Origin of the sequence: Nocardioides sp. J54 (genome assembly GCF_000519005.1) — a bacterium.
Lineage (GTDB): Bacteria > Actinomycetota > Actinomycetes > Propionibacteriales > Nocardioidaceae > Nocardioides.
Genome location: NZ_JAER01000008.1, coordinates 38,360 through 60,878, shown reverse-complemented (window position 1 = coordinate 60,878; position 22,519 = coordinate 38,360). Strand labels below are relative to the sequence as shown.

Below are 22,519 nucleotides of genomic sequence, written 5' to 3'. Positions count from 1 at the left end.
CCCCCATGACCGAAGTACTCGACCACTGGATCGCCGGCCGTCCCGACGCCGGATCGTCGGACCGGACCGGTCCCGTCTACGACCCCGCCCTGGGCGAGGTCGCCCGCGAGGTGCGCTACGGCAGCGCCGCGGACGTCGACCGCGCCGTCGCCGTCGCGAAGGAGGCGTTCGCGAGCTGGGGCCGGACCTCGATCGCGCGGCGCCAGCAGGTGCTCTTCGGCTTCCGCGAGCGGCTCAACGCCCGCAAGGACGAGCTCGCCGCGATCCTCACCTCCGAGCACGGCAAGGTGCTCTCCGACGCCGCCGGCGAGGTCGCGCGCGGCCTCGAGGTCGTGGAGTTCGCCTGCGCCATGCCGCACCTGGCGAAGGGTGCGTTCTCGCAGAACGTCTCGACCGACGTCGACGTCTACTCCGTCAAGGAGCCGCTCGGCGTCGTCGGCATCATCAGCCCGTTCAACTTCCCGGCGATGGTGCCCATGTGGTTCTTCCCGATCGCGCTCGCCACCGGCAACACCGTGGTCCTCAAGCCGAGCGAGAAGGACCCGAGCGTCGCCAACTGGATGGCCGCGCTGCTCAAGGAGTCCGGCCTGCCCGACGGCGTCTTCAACGTCGTGCACGGCGACAAGGAGGCCGTCGACGCGCTGCTCGTCAACCCCGACGTCGCGTCCGTCTCCTTCGTCGGCTCGACCCCGATCGCGCGCTACGTCTACGAGACGGGCACCGCCCACGGCAAGCGGGTGCAGGCCCTCGGCGGTGCCAAGAACCACATGCTGGTGCTGCCCGACGCCGACCTCGACCTGGTCGCCGACTCCGCCGTCAACGCGGGCTTCGGCTCCGCTGGTGAGCGCTGCATGGCCATCTCCGTGGTGGTCGCCGTCGAGCCCGTCGCCGACGAGCTCATCGAGAAGATCCGCGACCGGATGGGCAAGCTGGTCACCGGCGACGGCCGCCGGTCCTGCGACATGGGGCCGCTGATCACCCGCGAGCACCGCGACAAGGTCGCCGGCTACATCGACGTCGCCACCCAGGACGGTGCGACCGTCGTCGTCGACGGGCGCGACGTCCAGCCCGACGGTGCGGCCGACGGCTTCTGGCTCGGGCCGACGCTCATCGACAAGGTCCCGACGAGCTCGACGGTCTACACCGACGAGATCTTCGGTCCCGTGCTGTCGGTGGTCCGCGTGGCGTCGTACGCCGACGGTGTCGAGCTCATCAACGCCGGCCCCTACGGCAACGGCACCGCGATCTTCACCAACGACGGCGGTGCGGCGCGCCGCTTCCAGCGGGAGGTCGAGGTCGGCATGGTGGGCATCAACGTGCCCATCCCGGTGCCGGTCGCCTACCACTCCTTCGGCGGCTGGAAGGCCTCGCTCTTCGGTGACGCCAAGGCCTACGGACCGCAGGGGGTCGACTTCTTCACCCGCGAGAAGGCCGTCACGTCCCGCTGGCTCGACCCCTCCCACGGTGGCATCAACCTGGGCTTCCCGCAGAACAGCTGAGCCGGCGCGGGGAGCGGTTCCCCATCCATCCCGGTCATGGGTCGGCCGCGCCCCATCCAGATCGGTCGCGAATCGCCGTCAGGACGACCGATCTGGATGGGGAACCGCAGCCACCGGGCCAGCGGAACCGCCCCGGGCGGACGGTCAGGCGGAGCCCGCCCGGATCATCGCTGCGCCGCCGAGGTAGCCGGCCAACATCGCCCGGGCGACGGCACGCAGGTCCGCGTCGGTGGGCAGCAGGCTCGCGGTGTGCAGCGACTCGTCCGACTCCGTCCCCACGAACATCATGGTGGCCGGCACCCGCTCGGAGAAGTAGGAGAAGTCGTCGGCACCGAGCGAGCGGAGGTCCGTGGAGACCGGGGTGTCCTGGGCCGTGAGCTCGGCCGTGACGACCTCGACCAGCGTCGGGTCGTTCTCGAGGACGGGCTCGCCGACGGTGATCCTCACGAACGCCTCGCAGTCGTGCGCCCGGGCGATGTTCTCGGCCACCGACACGATCCGCTTGTGGATCAGGTCCCGGGTCTCCGAGGCGAGGGCGCGGATCGTGCCGGTCGCCCGGGCCACGTCGGGCACCACGTTGGCCGCCTGGCCCGCCTGGAAGGACGAGACACCGACCACGGCGGAGCGCATCGGGTCGATCGAACGGCTCACCACCGACTGCAGCGCGACGACCGTCTCGGCCAGTGCCAGCAGCGGGTCGTCGGCGAGGTGCGGGTAGGCCGCGTGTCCGGCCTCGCCACGGACCTCGATCTCAAACTCGTCGGACGAGGCGTTGACGCCCCCGGCGACGCAGGCGACGACACCCGCGGGCAGCGCCGGCTGGATGTGCGCGCCGATCATGACGGCGCACTGCTCGCGATCGAGGATGCCGTCCTCGGCGATGTCCCGGGCGCCCGACGGGTAGGTCTCCTCCCGCGGCTGCAGCACCACGAGCAGCGGTACGTCGGAGCCGACCTCGTGGATCGTGCGCGCGACGGCGACGAGCGCAGCCAGGTGCACGTCGTGGCCGCAGGCGTGCATGACGCCGGGGTTCTGCGAGGCCCAGTCGACGCCGGTCGACTCGCTGACCGGCAGCGCGTCCATCTCCCCGCGCATCCCGACGCAGCGACCCGCTCCGCCGATCCGGAGCACGGCGCCGGTCTCGGCGACCTTGGTCGGCGTGCTGGTCGCCGGGAGGGCTGCGAGCACGAGGTCACGCGTGAGCGCCTCGTTGCCGGACAGCTCCGGCTGCCGGTGCAGGGTACGACGCAGCTCGGCGGCCTCGGCGAGGTGGCTCTCGAGCACGTCCCAGATGTCAGCCACGCCGACCTCCGTAGGCACGCTCGGCGTTCTCGCGGCCGACCAGGGTGGCGACGCGCACGGCGTCCGCGACGGACCACTCGCCGTCCTCGACCCAGCGGGAGAGGACGGTGGTCATGCCCCGGCGCCACAGCTGCGCCCCGAGCAGGTGGAGCTCGCTGGGACCCCAGGCGTCGGAGGAGTACAGCACCTTGGTGAACGGCGCCAGCTCGAGGGACTCCGCGATCACGGTCGGCGCGGCGGCGCCGACGTAGTTCACGGCGAGCCCGACGTCGAGGTAGACGTGCGGGAAGGCGTGGGCCAGGAAGCCCGCCTGCCGCTGGAACGGGTAGCAGTGGAGCAGCATCACCGGCGTCCCGGTGGGCTCGACCAGGCGCAGCCACTCGGTGAGCAGCAACGGGTCGCACCGGTGCAGGTCGAGGTCGGGGTCGCCGAAGCCCACGTGCAGCTGGAGCGGCAGGCCGGTGTCGATGCCGTGCCACAGCGCCATCCGGAGCAGGACCGGGTGGTCCACCCGGGGCTCGGCGTCGCTGCGCTCGACTTCGGCCAGCCAGTGCGAGGCGGCCTCACGGACCTCGTCGGTGGTCGGGCGGGCCGGGTCGAAGTCGAAGCCGTGGCGGTAGGCGATGACCGACTTGAGCCCGATCGCGCCGGCGCTCGCCGTGGCGAGGGCCTCGACGAAGCGCAGCTCCAGGCTCGCGGCGTCGCCGTCGCGGGCGATGCCCTCCAGGACGGATTCCAACCGCACCACCTCCTCCACCGACGCGCCGGGCACCCGGGACCCGAAGGTGGGCAGGTCGAGCAGGGCGTCACCGCGGAAGCCGGTGTCGATCAGCCAGCGGTCCACGCCCGCGGCGCCGAGCAGCCGGCGGTCGACCTCCTCGACCGGCAGTGCCGCACGGGCGGCGACGTAGTCCTCCATGGGGACGTGGGGGTCGAGGTCCAGCAGCGGGGCACAGTGGGCGCGGACGGCGTAGGCCACCTGGCTGTCGAACGGCGAGGTGCCGGGCGCCGGGGGTCGGTCGGACTCGCTCAGCAGGCCACCGAGCTCCTCGAGCCCGACCGGAGCCGCCAGCGAGGAGTGGACGTGGTGGTCCACCAACCGCAGGGCGCCGACCGCCTCGGCGAGGGCGGGGGACACGTCAGTAGACATCGGCGAACCTCGCGCACCGCTCGACCGGGTCCAGCGCGGCGACGGCCTCGAGCTCGGCCCGCTTGACCGACACGTGGGTGTCGAGCAGGGCCGGGTCGAGCCAGCCGGTGACGACCTCGTCGGCGAGCAGGTCGTCCAGCGCGGCGGAGAGGTCCGTGGGAAGGAGCGGCACGCCGGCGAGCTCCTCCTCGGTCACGGTCTCCGGCCAGATCACCGGCTCCGGCAGGTCGCCGGTGATGCCCGCGAGACCGGCACGGGCGAGGAGCCCGAGGGTCAGCCACGGGTTCGCCGTCGCGTCGGAGGCGCGGAACTCCAGGTTGTACTGGCGCGACGGGTCGCCGCCGCCGACCGTGCTCGTCGGGCAGATGCGCAGCAACGCCTCGCGGTTGCGCTCGGCGAGGAAGACGCCGCCGGCGCTCCAGCGGTGCGGCGTGAGCCGGAGGTAGGACACCGGGCTCGGGGCGGTGAACGCCAGCAGGGCTCGGGCGTGCGCCAGGATCCCGGCGGAGAAACGTCGTCCGACCTCGCTGAGGCCGGCCGGTGCCGAGGGGTCGTGGAGCGCGGGGGAGCCGTCGGCGGTCTGCAGCGAGAGGTGCACGTGGACGCCGTTGCCGCTGCCGTCGGGGTGCGCGAGGGGGGCGAAGGTCACCCGGTGGCCGTGGCGGCGGGCGTGGTCGCGCACCAGCTCCTTGAGCAGGACCGCGCGGTCGGCAGCGACCAGTCCGGGGGCGGGCTCCAGGGTGATCTCGAACTGGTCCTCGCCGTACTCGGGCAGCCAGTTCTCGGGCTGCAGGCCCGCGGACTCCAGCAGGGCCACCAGCTCGGAGCCGAACGGCTCGACGCTGCGGTGCCGCTCGAAGGAGAACGGCGCGGTCGCGGGCAGGTCGCGGACCATGAACTCGTGCTCGAAGGACGCGGTCACCTCCAGGCCGGTCTCGCGCCGCAGGTCCTCCAGCGCGGTGCGCGCGAAGGTCCGCGGGCAGCACGCCCACGCCGAGCCGTCCGGCTCGCACTGGTCGGCCAGCACGATCGAGACGGCAGGGTCCTCCCCGCGCGCGGGGATGTCGACCTGGGTGGAGGCGTCCGGCATGAGCCGGAGGTCACCGGTCGAGCCGAAGACGTTCGGCGCGATCGGCCCGAAGGCGGTGATGGCGAGGTCAGCAGGCACCCAGCCGACGCCCCGGCGCAGGACGGAGTCTGCGGCCGCGGAGGGCACGGATCGCCCGCGCAGCTGGCCGGCGAGGTCGCTGGTCGCGACGAAGAGGGTCTTGTCGGGGGTCATCGTCCACCTTCTCGAGCGGGGTCAGGAGCAGTCGTCGTCCTGCCACCACGATTGGTACATGCATTACAGAATGCGGTCAACCCTTGCATTCTGCAATACTGATTACAAGACTTGGTCGACTTCAGATTCTCTCACCCGAGCCTCCGTTGCTGGCACGGCTGTTACAAAAAGTTCTGCAAGGGGTCTTGCCGTAAGAAACGTTTCAACCTACGGTGAAGCCCTCCGACCCACTGAAGGAGTCCCCCATGAGCAAGCGTGTGCGCTTCCGCAACCTCGCGGAGGCGGAGAGACTCGCCAAGAAGCGTCTTCCCCGTGCCGTGTGGCTGGCCGTCAAGGCCGGGAACGAGCAGGGCTGGACCCTGGACGAGAACCTCCGGGCCTACAACGAGCTGGGCTTCTCGCCGACCGTCTTCGACCGGCCCACCAACATCGACCTCAAGACCTCGCTGATGGGTCTCGACATCGACTTCCCGGTCGTCATCTCGCCGGTGGGCGCGCAGGCGATCCACCCGGACGGCGAGGTCGGGGTGGCCCGCGCGGCGGCCCGGGCCGGCACCGCGGTGGGCCTCAGCTCGTGGGCGTCCGACTCGGTCAAGGACGTCGCCCGCGCCAACGACAAGACGATCTTCCAGCTCTACTGGGTGGGCACCAAGACCGAGATCGAGGCCCGCGTCGAGGCCGCCCGTGACGCCGGCGCCAAGGCGCTGATCGTGACCCTCGACTGGTCCCACACGCCGCGCCGCGACTGGGGTGTGCCGCCGTCGCCGCCGAGCGACATGAAGCTGCGGACCATGGCCGAGCTGGCGCCCGAGCCGCTCAGCCGCCCGCGCTGGTTCGCCAGCTACCTGCGCCGCGGCCAGATCCCGCAGCTCAAGGTGCCCAACCTGTTCGAGCTCGACGGCACCGAGCCCTACTTCGGCGCGGCCTGGTCGCGCTTCGAGGAGACGCCGCCGCCGACCTGGGACGACGTCAAGTGGCTGCGTGAGCTGTGGGGTGGCCCCTTCATGGTGAAGGGCATCAACACGATCCGGGACGCGAAGATGAGCGTCGACCTGGGTGCGGACGCCATCGGTGTGTCCAACCACGGCGGCAACAACATCGACGGCAGCCCGTCCCCGCTGCGCTACCTGCCCTCCATCGTCGAGGCTGTCGGCGACCAGGTCGAGGTCACCCTGGACGGCGGCATCCGCCGCGGATCCGACGTGGTGAAGGCGCTGGCGCTCGGTGCGCGCGCCGTGCTCGTCGGTCGGGCCTTCCTCTACGGCCTCGCGGTCAACGGTGAGGACGGCGTGCACGAGGTCCTGCAGATCCTGCGCAGCGGCATCCACGAGACCATGTACGGCATCGGTCGCAGCTCGCTGTCCGAGCTGTCCCGCGAGGACCTCATGGTCCTCAACCCTGGCTTCTTCGTCCCGCCCGCCCGCTGAGCAGGACCGGAGAGAAACGCACCATGGCACGCATCATCGTCGTCGGGGCCGGCAGCGCCGGCTGCATCGTCGCCGCCCGGCTGGGCGAGGACCACGACGTCGTCCTCCTCGAGGGTGGACCGGACTGGCAGGGCACCGAGACCGGCGACCGACTGGCGTCCGCGAACTGGATGGACGCGATGGTCTCCCCCGAGGCCTTCGACCCTGGCCTGCTCGCCACGCGGCTTGAGGGCGACGCGCCCCGCCAGTACCACCGCGGCCGCGGCGTGGGCGGGTCGTCCTCGGTCAACGCGATGCTCGCCCTGCCGGGGCTGCCGCGTGACTACGACCGCTGGGCCGAGCACTTCGGCCTCAACGAGTGGTCCTGGGAGGCCGTGGCCCCGACCTTCGAGCGGCTCCGTGCCGACCTCGTCGCGACGCAGCCTGAGGACTACACCCCGATGGACCGGGCTCTGGTCGAGGCGGCCGGGGTGCTGGGCATGACGACCGGCGTCGACACGCTCACCCCCGACAACGGGGCGGGCACGCTGTGGCGCAACGCCGACGAGAACGGCCGTCGCTCCAGCGCCGAGGCCTACCTGCGCCCGGCGGTCGCCGCGGGCCGGGTCGAGCTGCGCACGGACAGCCGCGTCGAGCGGCTGCTCCGCGAGGGCGACGCCGTCGTCGGCGTGGTGCTCGTGGACGGCACCGAGCTGCGGGCCGACCAGGTGGTCCTCGCCGCGGGCACCATTGAGACCCCGGCGATCCTGCTGCGCAGCGGCTGCGACCGTCCGGGCGTCGGCAAGGGCCTGCAGGACCACCCCGCTGCCTCGATCCTGCTCTCCCTGCGGCCCGGGCACCAGGAGGTGCGCGAGGGCAAGCCCTGCATCAACGCCGTGGTCCGCGCCTCCTCCAGCGTCGAGTACGGCGACATCCACCTCCTGCCGATGCAGGGCGCGCTCTCCGAGAGCTCGCCGCAGCACCACGCGGTCGTGATGGCCGCGGTGATGACGGTGACGTCCACCGGAGAGGTCCGACTCAACCCCGACGACCCGTCGGGCCCGCCGGTCATCGCCGAGCGGATGCTCACGACCGAGCGCGACCGCCAGGTCATGCGCGAGGCCGTGGACCTGGCCCGTCGGGTGCTCGAGACGCCGCCCTTCCAGGAGATCGTCGAGGAGGCGTTCATCGACGCCGCCGGCACCCCGGTCTCGGCACTCGACGACCCCGAGGCCTACGAGGCGTGGCTCAGCTCGTCGATCGGCGACTACTTCCACGCCGTCGGCACCGCCCGGATGGGTCGCGCCGACGACCCGGACGCCGTGGTCGACCAGCGCGGTCGGGTCCTCGGCCTGGACAACGTGCGCGTCATCGACTGCTCCATCATCCCCGAGGTGCCGGCTGCGAACACCCACCTCCCCGTCGTCATGGTCGCCGAGCGGCTCAGCGCTGCGCTGCTCGAGGACCTGGCCACCTCCACCACCGAAGGAGCGACCGACCGTGTCCTCTCTGTCTGAGACCACCGACCCCGCCCCGGCCGCCGAGCAGGTCGCGAGCTGGCGCCGTGCGGAGGCCGTCGTGCCCCGCGGCGTCTCCTCCGGCCACCGGGTCGGCTGGCAGCAGGTGTTCGTCCGCACCAAGGGCGCCTACATCTGGGACCAGGAGGGTCGCCAGTACGTCGACTACCTGAACGCGTGGGGCCCGATCGTCCTGGGCCACAGCGACGAGCGGGTCAACGAGGCGGTGCTGAAGGCTGCCAACACCTGTGACCTGACCGGCGTCGGCCCGCAGGCCGGCGAGGCCGAGCTGGCCGAGCGGATCTGCGAGGTGATGCCGTCGGCCGACAAGGTCGCGTTCTGCACCTCCGGCACCGATGCCACCATGCACGCGGTCCACATCGCCCGCGCGGCCACCGGCCGGCTCAAGGTGCTGAAGTTCCACGGCTCCTACCACGGCTGGAACGACCACGTCGCGGTCGGCAGCTCCCGCAAGGACCTCGGACCCGACACCCCGCTCAACACCCCGAACGGCGGGGGCCTCCACCCGGCCGTCGTGGACGACGTCGTCGTCGTCGAGTGGAACGACGCGGACGGCCTGCGCGCCGCCTTCGCCGAGCACGGTGCCCAGCTGGCCGCGGCCTTCACCGAGGGCTACGTGCACAGCTTCGGGTGCGTGCCCGCCGAGCCCGGCTTCCTCGAGCTGCTGCGCGAGCTGTGCACCCAGCACGGCGTCGTGATGGTGATGGACGAGATCAAGACCGGCTTCCGCGCGGCGATCGGTGGCTACCAGTCGATCTGCGGCGTCACCCCCGACCTGACCGCCTTCGGCAAGGCCGTCGCCAACGGCTACTCGCTGGCCGGCCTGGCCGGCATCGACTCGCTGATGGGCCACCTCGGTGCCTACAGCAAGACCGAGGCGACCATCGACGGCACCTACAACGCCTCGCCGTACGCCCTCGCCGCGGCCAACAAGACCCTCGAGATCATGGCGAGCGACGACATCTTCACCACGCTGTACGCGCGGGGTGAGCAGATGCGCGCCGGCATCGCCGACGCGATCGCCGAGACCGGTGCGCCGGCCACGGTGACCGGCCTGGGCTCGGAGTGGGCGATCTACTTCCGCCCCGAGCTCCCCAAGAACTTCCGCGAGTCGCTCGAGTGCGACGCGGAGATGTACGGGCGTTACCACGCCTCGCTCCTGTCCCAAGGTGTTCTCGAGCCGGCCTTCCCGACCGGGGACCGTCGGCTCAACGCGGCCACCACCGAGGCCGATGTCGCCACCACCATCGAGTGCGTCCGGGTCGCACTGAGGGCGGCCATCTCCTAGCCAGCGTCGGCCAGGGCCGCCCCTCCTCACCCCTCAACCCAACCTCTCTGACCCTTAGGTAGGACCCATGCTTGGATTCGCGCGCCCTTTGTCAGGCTCCAAGGCCCTGGTAGCGGCTGCCATCGCCCCCCTCGTGCTCGCGACCGCGTGCTCGGGCTCGGACGACTCCGGCAGTGACGCCGACGAGATCGTCATCGGCTTCGCGCTCAGCCAGAGCGGCAACATGGCTCCCTTCGACGTCGAGCCGGGCAACGCCGCCCTGCTGCGCGTCAAGGAGATCAACGACGCCGGCGGGATCGACGGCAAGAAGATCAAGGTCATCAGCAAGGACGTCCGGTCCAGCCCCGACACCGTGGGCACCGCGGCCACCGAGCTGATCTCGGAGGGCATTGACCTGCTGGTCACGCCGTGCGACTTCGACCTCAGCGCCCCCGGTGCGACCGTCGCGCAGTCCTCCGGCATCCCGGCGGTCTCCATCTGCGCCGGTGACCCGAAGATGGCCGACACCACCACGCTCGGCGACTACGTGTTCTCCGCGAACGCCGGCAGCGACGTCGAGGGTGCCTCCGGCGCCGCCTGGGCGTTCGAGAAGGGCTGGAAGACGGCCTACGTGCTGCAGGACGAGAGCATCGAGTACACCAAGTCGGCCGGCCGCTACTTCACCGCGAAGTTCGAGGACCTCGGCGGCAAGATCGTCGGCAAGGACGCCTTCCCCGGTGGCGACAACGTCGACATCAACAGCCAGGCCAGCCGCCTCAAGGGCCTGTCGACCCAGCCTGACTTCGTGTACGTCGCCAGCTGGAACCCGGGCGGCTCCACCGCGATCCGCCAGCTGCGCGAGGCCGGCGTGACCATCCCCGTGGTCGCCCCCGCGGCCCTCGACGGCCAGGCCCTGCTGGACATCGTCGGTGACAAGGCCAGCGACATCTACTACACCGCCTTCGCCTGCTACGTGTACTGCAGCGGCGCCGACTCGGCCGACGAGCTCGACGCCTTCGTGAAGGCCTACGAGGCGGACTACGGCTCGAAGCCGGCCTCCAGCTACGCGCTCCTGGGCTACAACATGGTCACCGCGATCGCGGACGCCGTCGGCGACGCCAAGTCCCTGTCCGGCAGCGACCTGAAGGACGCCCTCGAGGGTGACGGCTCGGTGTCGACGCCGATCGGCGACGTGAACTACTTCTCGTCGAGCTGCCACAAGATCATCGACATGCCGATGACGGTCGTCGAGGTCGCCAACGGTGCGATGACCTTCGCGGGCCAGCAGCGTGTCGACACGATCCCGGACCTCGGTGACGGCAACGCCTGCGCGTCATGACCGCCACCGACCTCAACCCCACCCGCCGGTCGTCCGTGCTCCGGATGGCCGGCGGGGGGATCCACTTCGACGGTGTCAAGGCCGTCGACGGCGTCACCATCGAGGTGCGCAGCGGTGAGGTGCTGGGCCTGATCGGCCCCAACGGCTCGGGCAAGACCAGCACGCTCAACCTGCTGAGCGGGATGCTCAAGGCCAGCGCCGGCAGCATCTCGATCGACGACCAGGACATCACCCGGCTCTCCATGCGCCAGCGCGCACGCCGGGGTGTCGTCCGCACCTTCCAGAGCGGCCGGGTCTTCGGCCGGCTCACGGTGTGGGAGAACGTGGAGGCCGCCGCCCTGGGCGGCGGCCTCCGCCGCCCCGCGGCACGAGCCCTGACCGCGGAGATCATCGAGGAGCTCGGGCTCGAGCCGGTCGCCCACGACCTGGCCCAGCAGCTCACCGCCGGGCGGGTCCGCACCGCCGCGATCGCCCGGGCGCTCGCCACGGGCCCGCGCTTCCTCCTCCTCGACGAGCCGGCCGCCGGCCAGAACGAGAGCGAGGCGGTCGAGCTGATCACCGCGATCCGCGGGTTCGCCCAGCGCCGCGACTGCGGCGTGCTCCTCGTCGAGCACGACATGTCCGTGGTGATGGGGACCTGCGACCGCCTGCACGTGCTCGACAGCGGCCGCACGGTCGTCGAGGGCGAGCCGGCGACGGTGCGCTCCGACCCGCGGGTCATCGAGATCTACTTCGGAAAGCGACACTGACATGGTCCTGCGCATCGAGGATGTCCACCTCCAGTACGGCTCGTCGGTCCGGGCGGTGCAGGGCTGCTCGCTCGAGGTCGGCGAGGGCGAGCTGGTCTCGCTCATCGGCCAGAACGGCGCCGGCAAGAGCACCCTGGTCAAGGGGATCATGGGCGAGGTGCCCGTGGCCTCCGGCTCGATCACGGTCAACGGCGTCTCGGTCTCGGACAAGTCCTACTCGACCATCCGGGCCGGCGTCTCGCACGTCCCCGAGAGCCGCGGCATCTTCGCCAGCCTGACCGTCGGCGAGAACCTGCGGTTGGGTGCGGTCACCCGCAAGGACAAGGCCCAGGTGGCCGCCGACATCGAGCGCGAGCTCGAGCGGTTCCCCGTCCTGCGCAAGTACTGGTCCCGCGGCGCCAGCCTGCTGTCCGGCGGTGAGCAGCAGCAGCTCGCGATCGCGCGGGCCCTGCTGCTCAACCCGAAGCTGCTGCTGCTCGACGAGCCCACCCTCGGCCTGGCGCCGATCATCGTCGACCTGATCTTCGACGTGGTCGTGGCGCTGCGCGAGGAGGGCATGACCATCCTCCTGGTCGAGCAGAACGCCGTCCGTTCCCTCGAGGTCTCCGACCGCTCCTACGTGCTGCAGGCGCCGGGCCGCGTGCTCGGCAGCGGCACCGCGGCCGAGCTCGGCCGCATCCCGGCGGTCGTGGACTACCTCGGCTTCTCCCCTGCGGAAGTGGGTGCCCCCCAATGATCATCGAGTTCCTCGTCAACGCGGTCGGGCTCGGAGCGCTCTACGCGCTGCTGACCATCGGCGTCGCGCTGCTCTTCGGTGTCCTCGGCCTGATGAACTTCGCCTACGGCGAGCTCATCCTCGCCGGCGCCTTCGCCATGTACCTGTTCCGCGACCAGCCCTGGCCGTTCGCGGTGCTGATGGCGATCCTCTTCTCGGTCGTCGTGGCCGTGGTCAGCGAACGCCTGGCGTTCCACCCGCTGCGCGACGCCGACCCGGTGACGCTGATGATCGCGTCCTTCGCGGTCAGCCTCGCGCTGCAGAGCGTGGCCCGGATGACGGTCCTGCCCCGCACCAAGGGCGTGCCGCCGGAGAGCTTCCTCTCCCACCGGATCGAGTTCCTCGGTGCGGACGTCAGCGTCCTGGACCTGCTTACGCTCGGCCTGTGCGGCGTGATGCTGCTCGGCGTCGCGTGGCTCATGGGCCGCACCAGCCTGGGCATCCAGCTGCGGGCGGCGGCCGAGGACTTCCGGATGGCGTCCAGCCTCGGGGTGAAGGCGAACCTGGTCATCCCGGCGGCGTTCGTCATCGTGGGCGTGCTGTCCGCCGTCGGAGCCGCGGTCCTGGTGGCCCGGCAGGGATCGGTGAGTGCCGAGATGGGCCTGCAGCCGATGCTGATCGGTGTCATCGGTGCCGTGCTCGGCGGCATGAGCAGCCTCAAGGGCGCGGCGCTCGGGGGCTTCCTGCTCGGTGCGGCCACCGCGCTGCTCGAGTCGCTGCTGCCGACCGACCTGATCGCCTTCCGCGACGCCTTCCTGTTCAGCGCCCTCATCGCCGTGCTCGTCGTGCGGCCCCAGGGCCTCCTCTCCGGTACCAAGGTGCGTGTCTCGTGAAGAACCAGAACCGGCTCGTCGCAGCCGTCTCGACGCCCGCGATCCTGATCGGGCTCGTCCTCGTCGTCGCCCTCATCGGGGCCTACGGCGACGTCACCACGGCACGGGTGGCCACCCTCGCCCTGGTCTCGGTGGTCTTCGTGGTCGGGCTGTCGGTCTTCTCCGGCAACTCCGGCGTCATGTCCTTCGGGCACGTGGCGTTCATGGCGGCCGGCGCGTACACGACGGCGTACCTGACCATCCCGGTGCCACTGAAGAAGTCGCTCTTCTCCGACCTGCCGGGCTGGCTGTCGTGGCTGGCCGACGTGCACACCAGCTTCCCGGTGGCGCTGCTCGCCGGTGCCGTGGTGGCCGGGGTCGTCGGACTGGTGACCGCGCCCGTCGTGGCGCGGCTGAGCGGCCTGCAGTCCGGCATCGCGACGCTGGCGATGCTCATGGTCACCTACAACGTGCTCAACAGCTGGACCGAGGTCACCCGCGGCTCCTCGAGCATGATCGGCATCCCGCGCGGCACGACGGCCTGGTGGGCGTTCGCGGTCGCGGCGCTGGCCGTGGTCGTGGCCTGGGGTTACAGGTGCTCGCGCGGCGGCCTCCAGCTGCGCGCCTCCCGCGAGGACTTCTGGGCCGCCGAGGCGGCCGGGATCGCCGTCGGCCGGCACCGCGCCATCGCCTGGGTGATCAGCGCGATGCTGTGTGGCGTGGCCGGGGCGCTGTACGCCGGCTACCTGACGTCGTTCAACGTCAACGGCTTCTTCCTCGCCGCGACCTTCTCCTTCGTCGTGATGATCGTGCTCGGCGGCTACCTGTCGCTGAGCGGTGCCGTCGTCGGCGCCCTGGCGGTCAGCGCGCTCCAGGAGGTGCTGCGTCGCTTCCAGGACGGCCAGTTCACCGGCGGCTCGGCGCTGCCGGCGGGTGTGGCCGACCTGATCGTCGCGGGCGTCCTGCTCGTGGTGCTGGTCAAGGCGCCCTACGGCCTGATGGGCGTGCGTGAGCTCCGGCTCCCGGGCTCGCGCCGCCGCGCCGCCGAGCCGGCTCCCGAGGCGGAGCGCGAGCCCGCCCACGCCGGGTAGTCCCGTCCCCGGACGCGCGACCGACGGCGTCAGGAACCAAGCAGGGCCCCACCGTCCGCGGTGGGGCCCTGCTTCGTGTCTGCCGCCTCCCCGCCCCCTCACCCCGTTGACTTGGGGGTTGTCGGCGTCGAGTTGGGGCTTGTCGGCGTCGAGTTGTGGTTTGTGGCGTCGAGCTGGGGTTGGTACGGCGCCCCCTCCGGTCCGGCGGTGCCGGCCGTGGCCCCGGGGGCAGCGCCCGACAGCTGCATGGATCCCCGGATCTCCGGGGATCCCGACCGATGCAAGAAGGGCCCCACCTGGCGGTGGGGCCCTTCTCTTCGTGATCGTCGTGATCGTCGTACCTGCTCAGCCGCCGGACTCCTCGACCAGCTCCAGGCGCTTGACGCCGGCGTCGCCGAGCTCGGCGGCCACCGCCGCGACCAGGCTCTCGGTGAGGGCCATGGACGCCACCAGGGAGTCGAACGGCGAGGCCGAGTCGACCCGCATGGGCAGGACCACCTTTGCGAACTTGGCGATCGGGGAGAGCCAGTTGTCGGTCATCAGGCACACCGTCGCGCCGCGGGCCGCCATGCCCTCGGCGAAGACCACGCTCCGGTCGGTGTAGCGCCGGTAGTCGTAGATGACCAGCACCGTGCTGGACGACGCGTCCGCGATGGCGGTACGGCGGTCGAGGTCGTCACCGTCGACGTGGTGGACCCCGGCGCGCAGCAGGCGCAGGTGCCCCACGAGGTACGACGACACCGAGCCGCTGAACCGGCCACCGGCGACCCGGACCTCACGGCCCGGGTCGCACAGCAGCTTGGTCATCTTGTGGAACTCCGACTCCGGCAGCTCCTCGTAGGACGCCGAGAGCATGGCGGCGAAGGCCTGGTAGGTCTCCGTCAGCACGCCCTCCTTGGAGGGACCGCCCTTCTCGGGGTACTGCTTCAGCGGCGAGCCCAGCTCCCCGTTGAGCTCGTGCACCAGCGCGCGCTGGAACGCCGGGAACCCGCTGAAGCCGAGCCGGGTCACGAACCGCACCACGGTGGGCGGGCTGACCGAGGCCGCCGTGGCGAGGTCGACGACCGTGGTCAGGCCGGCGGTCGGGTACTGCGCCAGCAACGCCCGGGCGACCTTGCGCTCGCTGTTGCTGAGCTCGTTGAGCATCGCCGTGAGCAGCTTGCGCACCGAGGCGTGGCCGCCAGGGATGTCAGTCACGTGCTGAACCTATCAACGCAGGGGGCGGACGGAGGATGATCAGAGGACGACGTCGGTGAGGTCGACCTCGCGCGGGTCCCGCATGTGCGGGTACGTGTGCGAGGTGGCCGGCACGAAGGTCTCCTTGATGGACCGCGGGCTGGTCCAGCGCAGCAGGTTGGCTGCCGCACCGGCCTTGTCGTTGGTGCCCGACGCGCGGCCGCCACCGAAGGGCTGCTGGCCGACGACGGCGCCCGTGGGCTTGTCGTTGACGTAGAAGTTGCCCGCGGCGAAGCGCAGCCGCTCCGAGAGCTGGTGCACGACGCGACGGTCCGTGGCCAGGATCGCCCCGGTGAGCGCGTACGGCGAGGTCGAGTCGACCAGGTCCGCGACTGCCTCCAGCGCCCCGGGGACGCTGTCGTCGTAGACGTGCACCGCGAGCAGCGGCCCGAAGTACTCGGTCGAGAAGGCCGGGTGCCGGGGGTCGTCGATCCGGAGCACGGTCGGGCGCACGAACCAGCCCTGCGAGTCGTCGTACGTGCCGCCGGCGACGACCTCGACCGCCGCGTCGTCCTTGACCTCGTCCAGCACGGTCCGCAGCCGGTCGAAGGCGCGCTGGTCGATGACCGCGCCGATGAAGTTGCGGTGGTCGCGCACGTCGCCCATCGCCAGCTCGTCCACCGTGCGGGCCAGCGGCTCGCGGATCTGCTCCCACAGGCTGGCGGGCACGTAGGCGCGGGAGGCGGCCGAGCACTTCTGGCCCTGGTACTCGAACGCACCGCGCACCAGGGCAGTCGTCAGCGCGACCGGGTCGGCGTCGGGGGCGGCCAGCACGAAGTCCTTGCCGCCGGTCTCGCCGACGAGGCGCGGGTAGGCCGCGTAGTCGTCGAGGCGGTTCGCGACCTCGCGCCACAGGTGGCGGAAGGTGGCGGTGGAGCCGGTGAAGTGGATGCCGGCGAGGTCGCGCTGGGCCAGGACGACGTCGGAGACGGCGAGGCCGTCGCCGGTCACCATGTTGATGACCCCCGGCGGCAGGCCGGCCTCGGTCAGCAGCTCCATGGTCAGCGACGCGGCCACCTGCTGAGTGGGCGAGGGCTTCCAGATCACGGTGTTGCCCATCAGCGCCGGCGCGGTGGGCAGGTTGCCGGCGATGGCGGTGAAGTTGAACGGCGTGATCGCGTAGACGAAGCCCTCGAGCGGGCGGTGGTCGGTGCGGTTCCACACGCCGGGCGAGTTGGCGATGGGCTGGTCGGCGAGCACTTGGCGGCCGTAGTGGACGTTGAAGCGCCAGAAGTCGATGAGCTCGCAGGCGGCGTCGATCTCCGCCTGGTACGACGTCTTGGACTGCCCGAGCATGGTCGCCGCCACCAAGCGGGCACGCCAGGGTCCGGAGAGCAGGTCGGCGGCGCGCAGGAAGACCGCGGCCCGCTCGTCGTACGGCAGCGCGCGCCAGGCCGGCGCGGCGGCCCGGGCGGCCTCCACGGCGGCGAGGGCGTCCTCGGCCGTGGCGTTGCGCATGGTCCCCAGGTGGTGCTTGTGGTCGTGCGGGGCGCGGACCTCGATGGGGTCGCCGGAGCCGGTCACCTTGCGCCCGCCGATCACGTGCGGCAGGTCCATCGTGCCGGTGGCCAGCTCGGCCAGCGCGGCGTTCAGCGCGAAGCGCTCAGGGTTGCCCGGGGCGTAGTCGAGCACCTGCTCGTTGCGGGGAGCCGGTACACGGCTGATCGAATCCACGAATCCTCCTCGTTGTGTAACTGAGATTTCAGAATAGCCCCTTGCGCGACAAAGTGGAATGAATCATTCTAGATCCATGACCTCCACCACGGCACTGAACGAGACCCCTGGCAGCGTGAAGGGCGAGGGCGCCCGGACTGCCGAGCAGATCGAGCTGACCGAGCGGCACGCGGCGCACAACTACCACCCGCTGCCGGTCGTGCTGACCCACGGCAAGGGCGCCTGGGTGACCGACGTGGAGGGCAACCGCTATCTCGACTGCCTCGCGGGCTACTCCGCGCTGAACTTCGGCCACGGCCTCCCGCGCCTGGTCGCCCGCGCCACCGACCAGCTCCGGCAGCTGACACTCACCAGCCGTGCCTTCTTCAACGACCAGCTCGGTCCGTTCGCCGAGGCGCTCTGCGAGCTCACGGGCAAGGAGGCCGTGCTGCCGATGAACTCCGGGGCCGAGGCCGTGGAGACCGCGATCAAGGTCAGCCGCAAGTGGGGCTACCAGGTCAAGGGCGTCACGCCGGGCACCGCGAACATCATCACGATGCACGGCAACTTCCACGGCCGTACGACGACCATCGTCAGCTTCTCCGACGACGACGTCGCCACCGCGGACTTCGGCCCGTTCACCCCCGGCTTCGTCGGCGTCCCGTACGGCGACATCGACGCCGTGGCCGCGGCGATCAACGACTCGACCGTCGCGGTGCTCTTCGAGCCGATCCAGGGGGAGGGCGGCGTCGTGCTGCCGCCGGAGGGCTTCCTGCGCCAGCTGCGCCAGCTCTGCACCGAGCGCAACGTGCTGATGGTCGCCGACGAGATCCAGTCCGGGCTGGCCCGCACCGGCCGCACCTTCGCCTGCGACCACGAGGACGTCGTCCCCGACATCTACATCCTGGGCAAGGCGCTCGGTGGCGGGCTCTACCCCGTCTCGGCGATCGCTGCGGACCGCGTGGTGATGGACGTCGTGCGGCCCGGCACCCACGGCTCGACCTTCGGCGGCAACCCGCTCGCCGCCGCGATCGGGCACGAGGTGGTGCAGATCCTCAAGACCGGCGAGTTCCAGGAGCGCGCCCGCGTGCTCGGCGACCGGCTGGAGGCCGGTCTCCAGCAGCTCATCGGGCAGGGCCTGCTGGCGGTCCGCGTCCGCGGCCTGTGGGCCGGCGTCGACGTCGACCCGGCGCTGATGACCGGCCGCGAGGTCTGCGAGGGCCTGATGCGCCACGGGGTCCTCGCCAAGGACACCCACGGCTCGACGGTCCGCTTCGCCCCGCCGCTGGTCGCCACGGAGGCCGACATCGAGCTCCTCGTCGCCACCCTCCGCACCGTCCTGGAGGAAGCGCGCCGATGACCACGTTGCTCCCGACCGAGGTCGAGGACCGCAACCCCCTGGTCGCCGCGCGGCGCCAACTGCGCGACGCCCTGGCCGAGCTCGACCTGCCGGGCATGTTCGACATGCTCGCGACGCCACGCCGCGAGGTCACCGTCTCGGTCCCGCTCCGTCGTGACGACGGGACCGTCGAGGTGCTGATCGGGCACCGGGTGCAGCACAACCTCTCGCGCGGCCCGGCGAAGGGCGGCGTGCGCTTCAGCCCCCACGTCCACCTCGACGAGGTGCGTGCGCTCGCCATGTGGATGACCTGGAAGTGCGCGCTGGTCAACATCCCCTACGGCGGCGCCAAGGGCGGCGTCACCCTGGACCCCCGCAACTACTCGCGCGGGGAGCTGCAGCGCGTCGCGCGCCGCTACACCTCGGAGCTGATGCCCGTCCTCGGCCCCGCGACTGACATCCCGGCGCCCGACATCGGCACCGACGAGCAGGTCATGTCCTGGATGATGGACACCTACTCGGTCAACCGCGGGCACACGGTCCTCGGGGTCGTGACCGGCAAGCCGGTGGCCCTCGGCGGGTCGCTGGGCCGGGCCAGCGCCACGTCCCGGGGCGTCGTCCACGTCGCGCTCGCCGCCCTCCGGCACCGCGGTGTCGCGGTCGCCGGGTCCCGGGCCGCCGTCCAGGGGTTCGGGAAGGTCGGGCGTGACGCGGCCCTGCTGCTCGCCGAGGCGGGCGTGCAGGTGGTCGCCGTGAGCGACCAGTACGGCGCGGTGCACCACCCCGCCGGGCTCGACGTCACCGCGCTCGCGGCGCACGTCGACGCCACCGGCAGCGTGGTGGGCTTCGCGGGTGCCGATCCGATGGACGACGGGGACGACCTGCTGTTCCTCGACCTCGATCTGCTGGTGCCGGCCGCCGTCGAGGCGGTCATCAACGCCGACAACGCCCACCGCGTGCGTGCGTCGGTGGTGGTCGAGGGGGCGAACGGACCCACCACGCCGGCCGCCGACGAGGTCCTGGCGGACAACGGCACCCTCGTCGTGCCCGACATCCTCGCCAACGCCGGCGGCGTGGTCGTCTCCTACTTCGAGTGGGTGCAGGCCAATCAGGCGTACTGGTGGAGCGAGTCCGACGTGAACAACCGGCTTGCCGAGCGCATGCAGCTGGCGTGGGAGAGCGTCGTGGAGACGGCCGAGCAGCGCGGCACCAGCCTCCGGCGCGCCGCGATGGTGCTGGCGGTCGACCGCGTCGCGAACGCCCACCTCGCGCGCGGGCTGTACCCGTAACTCCGGAAGCCTGCTGGCCCCGGGTCCGGGTCTGCGGTTCCCCATCCGAATTGTTCGCTTCGCGTCGTACTGCCGACCTATTCGGATGGGGAACCACCCGCCCCGAGTCCGGTGGTTGGGCGACTCCGCCTCCCCCGGACCCGATCAGTAGGGTCAGCAGGGTGAACGATCGCTCGGTTCGAGTCCTGGTCACCGGCGCCGCCTCCGGGCTGGGTGCCGCCCTCGCGGCCGCGTGGGAGGAGCGGGGCGCGCGGGTGCTGCGCACCGACCGGGTCGAGGGCGCGGGCATCCACCGCCTCGACGTCACCAGCGACGACGACTGGGCCGTGGCCCGGGAGCTCGTCGTGCAGCAGTGGGGCGGCCTCGACGTGCTCGTCAACAACGCCGGCATCGCCGGCGGCGGGCGGCTCGACGTGTCCGGGATCGACGAGTGGCAGCGGCTGGTCGACATCAACCTGCTCGGCGCGGTGCGCGGCACCGCCACGTTCACCCCTGTCTTCAAGCAGCAGCGCAGCGGGCGGGTCGTCAACATCGCCTCGCTCGCCGGGCTGGTGCACCCCGCCGGGATGGCGGGCTACAACGCCACCAAGGCCGCGGTCGTCGCGCTCACCGAGACCACCGGCCACGAGCTGGCGGCGTACGGCGTGACGGCGCACGCGGTGTGCCCGTCGTACTTCCGGACCAACCTGATGGCCGGCGTCCAGGGGCGCGACGCCGCACTGCAGCAGGTGATGACGCGCCTCGTCGAGGACAGCCCGGTCAGCGCCGAGGACATCGCGGCCGCGGTGCTCGCTGGCATCGACGCCGGCACCGAGCTGATCGTGCCCGACGACGCGGCACGCGCGGCCTACCAGCTGAAGCTGGCCGACCGGGCGTCGTACGACGCGGTGATGCGGGCCCAGGCCCGCAAGCTCGACGAGGTCGGCACGGACCCGACGGACCCGACGGAGGAGGCCCGGTGAGCACGGTGGACGAGTCGCGCCCGGTGCGCGAGGAGGACGCGTTCGACGTCGCGGCGGTCGAGCAGTGGCTGGACCGTGGCCGGATCGCCGAGGTGCGGCAGTTCCCCGGCGGCGCGTCCAACCTGACCTACCTGCTGCGGATGGCCGAGGGACCCGAGCTCATCCTGCGTCGCCCGCCGGCCGGCACCAAGGCCCGCGGTGCGCACGACATGGGCCGCGAGTTCCGCATCCAGTCCGCGCTGGAGCCGGTGTTCCCGCAGGTGCCGACGATGGTCGCCCACTGCACCGAGGACGAGAGCCCCATCGGCAGCGAGCTCTACGTGATGGAGCGGCTCGTCGGGCTGATCCCGCGCCGCGACTTCGGCTTCCCGGTCAGCGCGGAGCAGGCCGACCGCCTCTGCGACGCGGCGGTCGACACCCTCGTCGCGCTGCACTCGATCGACGTGGCGGCGGTGCCGGGGCTGGCGGCGCTCAACAAGGGCGAGGGCTACGTCGCGCGCCAGGTCGGCGGCTGGATCAAGCGGCTCGAGAACGCGCGCACCGACGACACCGGCGACTGGTCCGACATCACCGCGTGGCTCGACCAGCACCAGCCCGCCGACGTCGGGTCGTCGATGATCCACAACGACTACCGCCTCGACAACATGGTCCTCGACGCGGACGACCCCACCCGCATCATCGGCGTCCTCGACTGGGAGCTGGCGACCGTCGGGGACCCGTTGATGGACCTCGGCTGCACGCTGGCCTACTGGGTGCAGGCCGACGACGACGAGTTCTTCCGGATGACGCGGCGCCAGCCCACCGCCGAGCCCGGCATGTGGACCCGCCAGCAGGTCATCGACGCCTACCTCGAGCGGCGCGGGATGAGCCTCACCCCCGAGGAGTGGCGGTTCTACGAGGTCTTCGGGCTGTTCCGGTTCGCCGTGATCGCCCAGCAGATCTGGTACCGCTACTTCCACGGCCAGACCACGAACGAGGCCTACGCCGCGTTCGGCCCCGCCGTCGCGGGCTTCGAGGCGCGCTGCCGCCGCATCCTCGGGGGTTGACCGCGTGGGCGTGCTGCTCCTGGTCCGCCACGGCCAGGCGTCCTTCGGTGCCGACGACTACGACGTCCTGTCGGAGGCCGGGTGGGAGCAGGGCCGTGCACTCGGCCGCTGGCTCGCCGCCCACGGTCCCACGCCGGGAGCCGTCGTGCACGGCGGCATGCGCCGGCACCGCGAGACCTGGGAGGCGATGGTCGAGGGTGCCTCGTCAGCAGACGGGCCGCGCCTCGAGCAGGCGTCCACGGTCGACGAGGACTGGGCGGAGTTCGACCACCTCGCCGTGCTGGCCCGCCACGCCGAGCTCACCGGCGTCGTGATGGACCACGGCGTCGACCGCCGCGCGTTCCAGGAGCACTTCGAGGTCTCCACCGGCCACTGGGCGGCCGCCGGGCCCGACGCCGGCTACCCGGAGCCGTACGACGCCTTCCTCACCCGCGCCCGCCGCGCACTCGACGCCGCCGCCGCGCTGCCCGGTCCGGCCGTCGTCGTCACCTCCGGTGGCGTGATCGCCGCGCTGGCCGCGCTGCTCGTGGTCCCCGAGGGGGCCGACGTCGGTCCGGTGTGGGCCCGCTTCAACACGGTCATCGCCAACACGTCGGTCACCCGCGTGATCGTCGGCGCCACGGGTGCCCGCCTGCTCACCTTCAACGAGCACCCCCACGTGCCGCGGGAGATGGTCACCTACCGGTGACCGGAGAGCCTTCCCCAACATGGGGTTTACCCGTTTCTGTTTCGCCCGGGGGTCTTGACGCCGGGGTCCTTCCTGAGTTGGGTGACTCAGGCGGAA

Annotated in this window: 19 protein-coding genes; 14 read left to right on the top strand and 5 right to left on the bottom strand. The window is 71.6% G+C overall.

Annotated features, from left to right (window positions below; genetic code table 11):
* Nucleotides 1-5: 5 nt before the first annotated feature.
* On the top strand, nucleotides 6-1,499 hold the full coding sequence (locus tag NOCJ54_RS0107820; RefSeq protein ID WP_028655061.1) for a CoA-acylating methylmalonate-semialdehyde dehydrogenase: 1,494 nt from the start codon (nucleotides 6-8) through the stop codon (nucleotides 1,497-1,499).
* A 144-nt stretch (nucleotides 1,500-1,643) separates the two neighbouring features.
* Here the strand turns inward: NOCJ54_RS0107820 and NOCJ54_RS24475 are convergent, their stop codons facing one another.
* Genes NOCJ54_RS24475 through NOCJ54_RS0107805 form a run of 3 tightly spaced genes read right to left on the bottom strand, consistent with a single transcriptional unit; the run spans nucleotide 1,644 to nucleotide 5,233 of the window.
* Nucleotides 1,644-2,801, bottom strand: a complete 1,158-nt coding sequence (locus tag NOCJ54_RS24475) for a M20 metallopeptidase family protein (RefSeq protein ID WP_036517229.1) — start codon at nucleotides 2,799-2,801, stop codon at nucleotides 1,644-1,646.
* On the bottom strand, nucleotides 2,794-3,951 hold the full coding sequence (locus NOCJ54_RS0107810; protein WP_028655060.1) for an amidohydrolase family protein: 1,158 nt from the start codon (nucleotides 3,949-3,951) through the stop codon (nucleotides 2,794-2,796). Before NOCJ54_RS0107810 ends, NOCJ54_RS24475 begins: the two co-directional genes overlap by 8 nt.
* A complete protein-coding gene (locus tag NOCJ54_RS0107805; protein WP_028655059.1) occupies nucleotides 3,941-5,233 on the bottom strand; it encodes a glutamine synthetase family protein in 1,293 nt (430 codons plus the stop codon). Before NOCJ54_RS0107805 ends, NOCJ54_RS0107810 begins: the two co-directional genes overlap by 11 nt.
* Nucleotides 5,234-5,478: 245 nt before the next feature.
* Between NOCJ54_RS0107805 and mftD the strand changes: the two genes are divergently transcribed.
* The 8 genes from mftD to NOCJ54_RS24465 all read left to right on the top strand — a co-directional run bounded on the left by mftD (nucleotide 5,479) and on the right by NOCJ54_RS24465 (nucleotide 14,210).
* Nucleotides 5,479-6,660 carry a pre-mycofactocin synthase MftD gene (mftD, locus tag NOCJ54_RS0107800; RefSeq protein ID WP_028655058.1) on the top strand — a complete coding sequence of 394 codons (1,182 nt, stop codon included), beginning with the start codon at nucleotides 5,479-5,481 and terminating at the stop codon, nucleotides 6,658-6,660.
* 23 nt (nucleotides 6,661-6,683) lie between these two features.
* On the top strand, nucleotides 6,684-8,156 hold the full coding sequence (locus tag NOCJ54_RS0107795; protein ID WP_028655057.1) for a GMC family oxidoreductase: 1,473 nt from the start codon (nucleotides 6,684-6,686) through the stop codon (nucleotides 8,154-8,156).
* Nucleotides 8,140-9,465: an aspartate aminotransferase family protein gene (locus NOCJ54_RS24470; protein ID WP_198020144.1), complete on the top strand. Its 1,326-nt coding sequence runs from the start codon at nucleotides 8,140-8,142 to the stop codon at nucleotides 9,463-9,465. The genes NOCJ54_RS0107795 and NOCJ54_RS24470 overlap by 17 nt, the downstream gene beginning before the upstream one ends.
* A 133-nt stretch (nucleotides 9,466-9,598) precedes the next feature.
* Nucleotides 9,599-10,783: an ABC transporter substrate-binding protein gene (locus NOCJ54_RS0107785; protein ID WP_198020143.1), complete on the top strand. Its 1,185-nt coding sequence runs from the start codon at nucleotides 9,599-9,601 to the stop codon at nucleotides 10,781-10,783.
* Nucleotides 10,780-11,532, top strand: a complete 753-nt coding sequence (locus tag NOCJ54_RS0107780) for an ABC transporter ATP-binding protein (RefSeq protein WP_051485596.1) — start codon at nucleotides 10,780-10,782, stop codon at nucleotides 11,530-11,532. The genes NOCJ54_RS0107785 and NOCJ54_RS0107780 overlap by 4 nt, the downstream gene beginning before the upstream one ends.
* Before the next feature lies 1 nt (nucleotide 11,533).
* Nucleotides 11,534-12,268 (top strand): ABC transporter ATP-binding protein, encoded by a 735-nt coding sequence (locus tag NOCJ54_RS0107775; RefSeq protein ID WP_028655053.1) that lies wholly within the window; start codon nucleotides 11,534-11,536, stop codon nucleotides 12,266-12,268.
* Entirely contained in the window at nucleotides 12,265-13,140 is an 876-nt protein-coding gene (locus NOCJ54_RS0107770) for a branched-chain amino acid ABC transporter permease (protein WP_028655052.1), read from the top strand. The genes NOCJ54_RS0107775 and NOCJ54_RS0107770 overlap by 4 nt, the downstream gene beginning before the upstream one ends.
* A complete protein-coding gene (locus NOCJ54_RS24465) occupies nucleotides 13,137-14,210 on the top strand; it encodes a branched-chain amino acid ABC transporter permease (RefSeq protein WP_051485595.1) in 1,074 nt (357 codons plus the stop codon). Before NOCJ54_RS0107770 ends, NOCJ54_RS24465 begins: the two co-directional genes overlap by 4 nt.
* Before the next feature lie 345 nt (nucleotides 14,211-14,555).
* Here NOCJ54_RS24465 and NOCJ54_RS0107760 read toward each other — a convergent pair whose 3' ends face one another.
* On the bottom strand, nucleotides 14,556-15,407 hold the full coding sequence (locus tag NOCJ54_RS0107760) for a MurR/RpiR family transcriptional regulator (RefSeq protein ID WP_051485594.1): 852 nt from the start codon (nucleotides 15,405-15,407) through the stop codon (nucleotides 14,556-14,558).
* 39 nt (nucleotides 15,408-15,446) lie between these two features.
* A complete protein-coding gene (gene pruA, locus NOCJ54_RS24460) occupies nucleotides 15,447-17,120 on the bottom strand; it encodes an L-glutamate gamma-semialdehyde dehydrogenase (RefSeq protein ID WP_051485593.1) in 1,674 nt (557 codons plus the stop codon).
* A gap of 76 nt (nucleotides 17,121-17,196) precedes the next feature.
* Here pruA and rocD point away from each other — a divergent pair, with 76 nt between their 5' ends.
* From rocD to NOCJ54_RS0107730, 5 genes are all read left to right on the top strand, one after another.
* Complete coding sequence (rocD, locus tag NOCJ54_RS0107750) at nucleotides 17,197-18,459, top strand: ornithine--oxo-acid transaminase (protein ID WP_051485592.1); 1,263 nt, start codon at nucleotides 17,197-17,199, stop codon at nucleotides 18,457-18,459.
* Nucleotides 18,456-19,727 (top strand): Glu/Leu/Phe/Val family dehydrogenase, encoded by a 1,272-nt coding sequence (locus tag NOCJ54_RS0107745; protein WP_051485591.1) that lies wholly within the window; start codon nucleotides 18,456-18,458, stop codon nucleotides 19,725-19,727. The genes rocD and NOCJ54_RS0107745 overlap by 4 nt, the downstream gene beginning before the upstream one ends.
* 161 nt (nucleotides 19,728-19,888) lie before the next feature.
* Nucleotides 19,889-20,689 carry an SDR family NAD(P)-dependent oxidoreductase gene (locus tag NOCJ54_RS0107740; RefSeq protein WP_028655048.1) on the top strand — a complete coding sequence of 267 codons (801 nt, stop codon included), beginning with the start codon at nucleotides 19,889-19,891 and terminating at the stop codon, nucleotides 20,687-20,689.
* The gene (locus tag NOCJ54_RS0107735; protein ID WP_028655047.1) at nucleotides 20,686-21,735 is read left to right on the top strand and encodes a phosphotransferase family protein; all 1,050 of its coding nucleotides are present in this window, start codon (nucleotides 20,686-20,688) and stop codon (nucleotides 21,733-21,735) included. Before NOCJ54_RS0107740 ends, NOCJ54_RS0107735 begins: the two co-directional genes overlap by 4 nt.
* A 4-nt stretch (nucleotides 21,736-21,739) precedes the next feature.
* Complete coding sequence (locus NOCJ54_RS0107730) at nucleotides 21,740-22,423, top strand: histidine phosphatase family protein (RefSeq protein ID WP_028655046.1); 684 nt, start codon at nucleotides 21,740-21,742, stop codon at nucleotides 22,421-22,423.
* The last annotated feature ends 96 nt before the right edge of the window (nucleotides 22,424-22,519 follow it).

Excerpts from the sequence above, each read along its gene's own strand:
- NOCJ54_RS0107820 (WP_028655061.1), top strand. The coding sequence starts at position 6 with ATGACCGAAGTACTCGACCACTGGATCGCCGGCCGTCCCGACGCCGGA.
- NOCJ54_RS0107810 (WP_028655060.1), bottom strand. The coding sequence starts at position 3,951 with ATGTCTACTGACGTGTCCCCCGCCCTCGCCGAGGCGGTCGGCGCCCTG.
- NOCJ54_RS0107805 (WP_028655059.1), bottom strand. The coding sequence starts at position 5,233 with ATGACCCCCGACAAGACCCTCTTCGTCGCGACCAGCGACCTCGCCGGC.
- mftD (WP_028655058.1), top strand. The coding sequence starts at position 5,479 with ATGAGCAAGCGTGTGCGCTTCCGCAACCTCGCGGAGGCGGAGAGACTC.
- NOCJ54_RS0107795 (WP_028655057.1), top strand. The coding sequence starts at position 6,684 with ATGGCACGCATCATCGTCGTCGGGGCCGGCAGCGCCGGCTGCATCGTC.
- NOCJ54_RS0107780 (WP_051485596.1), top strand. The coding sequence starts at position 10,780 with ATGACCGCCACCGACCTCAACCCCACCCGCCGGTCGTCCGTGCTCCGG.
- NOCJ54_RS0107775 (WP_028655053.1), top strand. The coding sequence starts at position 11,534 with ATGGTCCTGCGCATCGAGGATGTCCACCTCCAGTACGGCTCGTCGGTC.
- NOCJ54_RS0107770 (WP_028655052.1), top strand. The coding sequence starts at position 12,265 with ATGATCATCGAGTTCCTCGTCAACGCGGTCGGGCTCGGAGCGCTCTAC.
- rocD (WP_051485592.1), top strand. The coding sequence starts at position 17,197 with ATGACCTCCACCACGGCACTGAACGAGACCCCTGGCAGCGTGAAGGGC.
- NOCJ54_RS0107745 (WP_051485591.1), top strand. The coding sequence starts at position 18,456 with ATGACCACGTTGCTCCCGACCGAGGTCGAGGACCGCAACCCCCTGGTC.